The 3,918-nt window shown below is 33.5% G+C and carries 5 protein-coding genes; 4 read left to right on the forward strand and 1 reads right to left on the reverse strand.

Translation table 11 applies throughout. The features are described from left to right. The 4 genes from N456_RS24360 to N456_RS08800 all read left to right on the forward strand — a co-directional run. On the forward strand, positions 1 to 1,060 hold a 1,060-nt coding region (locus N456_RS24360), incomplete at its 5' end, for a hypothetical protein (RefSeq protein WP_158447859.1). A gap of 471 nt (positions 1,061 to 1,531) precedes the next feature. After that, positions 1,532 to 1,822, forward strand: a complete 291-nt coding sequence (locus tag N456_RS08790) for a helix-turn-helix domain-containing protein (RefSeq protein WP_033566540.1) — start codon at positions 1,532 to 1,534, stop codon at positions 1,820 to 1,822. Positions 1,823 to 1,904: 82 nt separating this feature from the next. Further along, entirely contained in the window at positions 1,905 to 3,134 is a 1,230-nt protein-coding gene (locus N456_RS08795) for a hypothetical protein (RefSeq protein WP_062056021.1), read from the forward strand. Further along, complete coding sequence (locus N456_RS08800) at positions 3,131 to 3,388, forward strand: hypothetical protein (protein WP_062056023.1); 258 nt, start codon at positions 3,131 to 3,133, stop codon at positions 3,386 to 3,388. The genes N456_RS08795 and N456_RS08800 overlap by 4 nt, the downstream gene beginning before the upstream one ends. A 54-nt stretch (positions 3,389 to 3,442) precedes the next feature. Here N456_RS08800 and N456_RS24365 read toward each other — a convergent pair. Next, a partial coding sequence (locus N456_RS24365) for a hypothetical protein (RefSeq protein ID WP_158447860.1) occupies positions 3,443 to 3,918 on the reverse strand: 476 nt, incomplete at its 5' end.

Raw genomic sequence — 3,918 nt, forward strand, 5'->3', positions numbered from 1 at the left:
TATCCAAAAGTATCAGGTCAAGTTAACTTATTATATAAATATTTTAGAACAAAAATTTAAAGAACAGCAAGATCTTATCTGTGATGTTGAGCATATTGAATTAGATCGTAGTATAACTGATGTATATAAATGTGTCTGTTTAGGGATAGAAGAAACCCTAGTTTATATAGAAGAATGTTATGGTCAGTATATGGATAAAAAATGCACCCTCTCATACTTGAAACGTAAAAAATTTATTGAAACTCACTTTGAAAAATCAAAACATCTTATTGAATTGTTTAAAGCACAGAAGCTCCCTAAACGTATCGAAAAAGAAGTTTGTAAACCCTTACGTGCAATTTTAGAGGATACCTTAGATTCTATGAATCATATGCGTAGAGCATATTATCGTAGGTATATTGATTTGTTTACTCGACTTTTAAGCTCGGTAAACTTTCAGGATAAGAGTGAGGCTCATGATCAGATATATAAGTTGCTAATTGCTTTAAATTATAATACTCATGGGGTATACAAAGCTATGGAAGAAGAAGCATTATCACGTTTGGATCAGTTAGATACCTCTATCTCAAAACAAGTCTTTTCATTCCAACAGCTCAATAGAATCCAAAGTATCGCAGTAACTTCTGATAAATATAATTCTGATTTCCCAGGGCTAAAAGAATACCTGATTACTTTTATCCGAAAACAGATTGATTTATTTGAAAAGCAAACTGAATTACAACAGTCTGATGTCGATAAAACTACTGAAGCTACTATTGGCATTGTTGATATTGCCGAAACCAAAATCGTCAAAAGAAAAATTAATCTTACGGTTTCAGAATTGGCATTGTTCTCACGATTGTTTGCCGAGCTGGAGATCATCTCCATTAAAGATAATAAACATCAATATTTTAAATTCCTTTCTCAAATCTACACTTCCAAAGATCATCCTGAAATTTCTGCGAATAGTATCAAAAATGGATTTTACTCCAGTAGTGAAGATACCTATGCTTCTACAGAACGTATTTTAATCCGAATGTTACATACTCTACAAAAGCTAAGAACCTCAAAGGCAAGTTAAAGCAGATTATGATTTAAAAACCTTAATATAACGTTCTATTTCAAATACGCTTTACAAAAGATTAATTAGCTACAAGTGTTAAAATTTTAACAATCTCTGGAAGTGCCAGTATTTACAGGGGTTGCGTTTAAGTATGAATTATAACGTTTTTACTGGTGTTTCCAAGTGTTTTTTTAGGATTATAATTTTTTTTTCTGTCATTTAGTGTGAGTTTTTGAATTCCCTTTAAATACATAAAAACCTAATTATCATGTAGTTACTTGAATTATCGAAGGTTGCGCAACCCTTGTGTACTATATCTGTATTTGTTTTTTTATTTCCTTTACTTCAGTGATGTGAGATGGTAATTTTCCGAAGTTTACTATTCGGATATACATTAGAATTTTAGTAACAGTAGGATCCCTGAAACTGAATTTTAAAATTCTCCTCTCAGACATCTTTAAAAAAAGTAGAACATATAAACCTATAGCAATGGAAATAATTGTATTCGAAAAAGAGAGCTATTATAAATTAATGGAAGAAACAACAGCACTGATGTACAAGATTATTCAACAAACTCATCTGGAAACAGTCAAAGCTACAACATCAGAGCATGATTTTTTAACAACCAAAGAAGCTTTACAACTTATGGGTTTAAAAAGCAAGGGACGTCTGTACAAACTACGGGATGAAAAATTAATCGATTACTACCAACATGGCAGGCGAAAATTATACTCTAAGCAAAGTATTCTAGCCTATCTAAATAGTCAAAAAATTACATAACCACTCCTAAAGAGTTTCATCAACAATCTGGTTTTCGGAGTGTAGTACTATTTTCTTCGAAAACCATCCAAAACACTAGCTCATGGTTACAAAAGCACCACCACCGATTCGTCCTTACTATGATTTTAGTATGCTGTTTAAGGCTACTAAAACATTTATAGACCATCATAATTCGACACATCATCAGCTTACCGAGCGATTAAACAGCAATCACAGGGCAACTGCAGAGCTTATCACTAGATTATATGCCAAACAACTCAATCATGCAGTTGTATTAGGAGAAGATCTCACAGAAGCCCTCCCTGGGTTTAAAACCTTTAATCCTAGCTTGGCAACTTGTAAAGGGTGTACTGTACGAACCATTATTAATCATAAGGAACGCTTAAAAGCAGCAGGATTTATTATCAAAGAACTCCATCGAGGAAAAGCAGGAATTGAACTTTGGATCAATCCTAGCATTTTTACCCCTAAAAAGTTATCCACATCGCCTGATCATCTCCACTCCCATAGCTCACATATTCAGTCAATTTTAATCGATAAAGTGAAAAATTTTCCCCCATTAGTTCAAGAACAACAAGAACAAAAGAATAATAATAGCACTGTGGATATGTTGATACCTTCAGAAAAAGGAGTTCGCTTATCAGCTCACAGAGCACATACTAACTTCGTTACAGGAACACGACAAGAACAAAACAAGAACACCAGGGAAAGCCGACCTTCTGACTCCAAAAAGCAAACTAGGGGCGCAAAAAAAATGCGTCAAAATGAGTTGGAGTCGGCTTTTTTACTACAATTGGTTCGAGATTTTTGGGCTTATGCCAGAGGAATTTTGTTTACCGAGCTAATGCTATCTCCTGCTGAAGAAGCTGAAATTCTCAACCATATTTGGGCTTCAGTATATCGAAAATTTAAGATCAAAGGCAGTAAAAAAGACCTACAAGGGTATCAAGAAATTCTGTATAAGCGGGTGGATATGGTCTCCCGATATCTAGAACGCAACCCTAACCGATGGGTAGCTCCACCCCATTTGTATTTTCACCCAGATAACAAGCGTAATGGATTTAATAAAACCTATCAATGGTTTATCAAACAGGAAACTCTAAAAAGAGAAATCAGAAATCAGATTTTGATCCAAAAATCAGAACAAGAATGGAAAGATCACAATCAGGGTAAAGGTATACATAAGCATAAAAGTCGTTTACAACTCTTTAGAATCCAGCAACAACGCCTTTCTAGCTATACTGATGAATGTTTACTAAAAGCATATGAGAAAAGTCTACAGCGAATGCTATTAAAACCTATTGCTATATGATTTCGCCAAATTTACCAAGTAGTTCCCTAACCAAATGTATTGTCTATTTTTATGATGGAAACAGTTGTACATTCTACTCGTTAGACAAAACTCATAAACGCTCAAAGCCCAATAAAGCACTAGGTATTCGCAGGCTAGATAAAATGTTGTTACTCGGAAAACTGAAGGGTTCTTGGGAAACCGCAATCATTTATGAAAATCTCCTAAATGGTAAAGAAATTGCTAAATACAAAAATGGAGTTCGATTGTTTTGAGGATGTAAACAAAATGTTTACATCCTCAAAACAATCGGCTTCAAAAATTACTTTTTATTTATAGATGGATAAATGGAGCATATCCAGGATCAATGTATGAATAAGAACGATATGTCTATATTTTATTTTCCTATTTTCAGTTACAAGCTTCTGTACTGTACCCTCGGAAGCCCCAATTTCTCTATCGATAGCAGTCATATTGAAAATAGTTATATGTTTTTTTAACCATTTTACTACTTTATCACGTATTTCAGGATTTTCAATGTAGATTTTTTCTTTATAAACAGAGGATAATTGTTCCCATCGTTCTGCTAAAGCAATTTTTAAATTTTGAAGTTCTTCCTGCTTATTGTCGCAAACTTTTCTATTTAGTAAATGTATGGTTAGGTCGTAATGGATAGTATTAAGCAGCCATTTTTCTTCTGTTTTACTAAAAGAACGTTGTTGTTCCACAGCCTCCATAACTCCCATATAACTAGAGTTATATTTAGAGAGTTGTTTACCATATTTCCAGTCATACCCTAATTTGT

This window comes from Aquimarina longa SW024, from assembly GCF_001401755.1.
GTDB classification, from domain to species: Bacteria; Bacteroidota; Bacteroidia; order Flavobacteriales; family Flavobacteriaceae; genus Aquimarina; species Aquimarina longa.

What these genes read in the sequence shown, in the direction of transcription:
- N456_RS08795 (WP_062056021.1), top strand. Translation starts at nt 1,905, where the DNA reads ATGGTTACAAAAGCACCACCACCGATTCGTCCTTACTATGATTTTAGT.
- N456_RS08800 (WP_062056023.1), top strand. Translation starts at nt 3,131, where the DNA reads ATGATTTCGCCAAATTTACCAAGTAGTTCCCTAACCAAATGTATTGTC.
- N456_RS08790 (WP_033566540.1), top strand. Translation starts at nt 1,532, where the DNA reads ATGGAAATAATTGTATTCGAAAAAGAGAGCTATTATAAATTAATGGAA.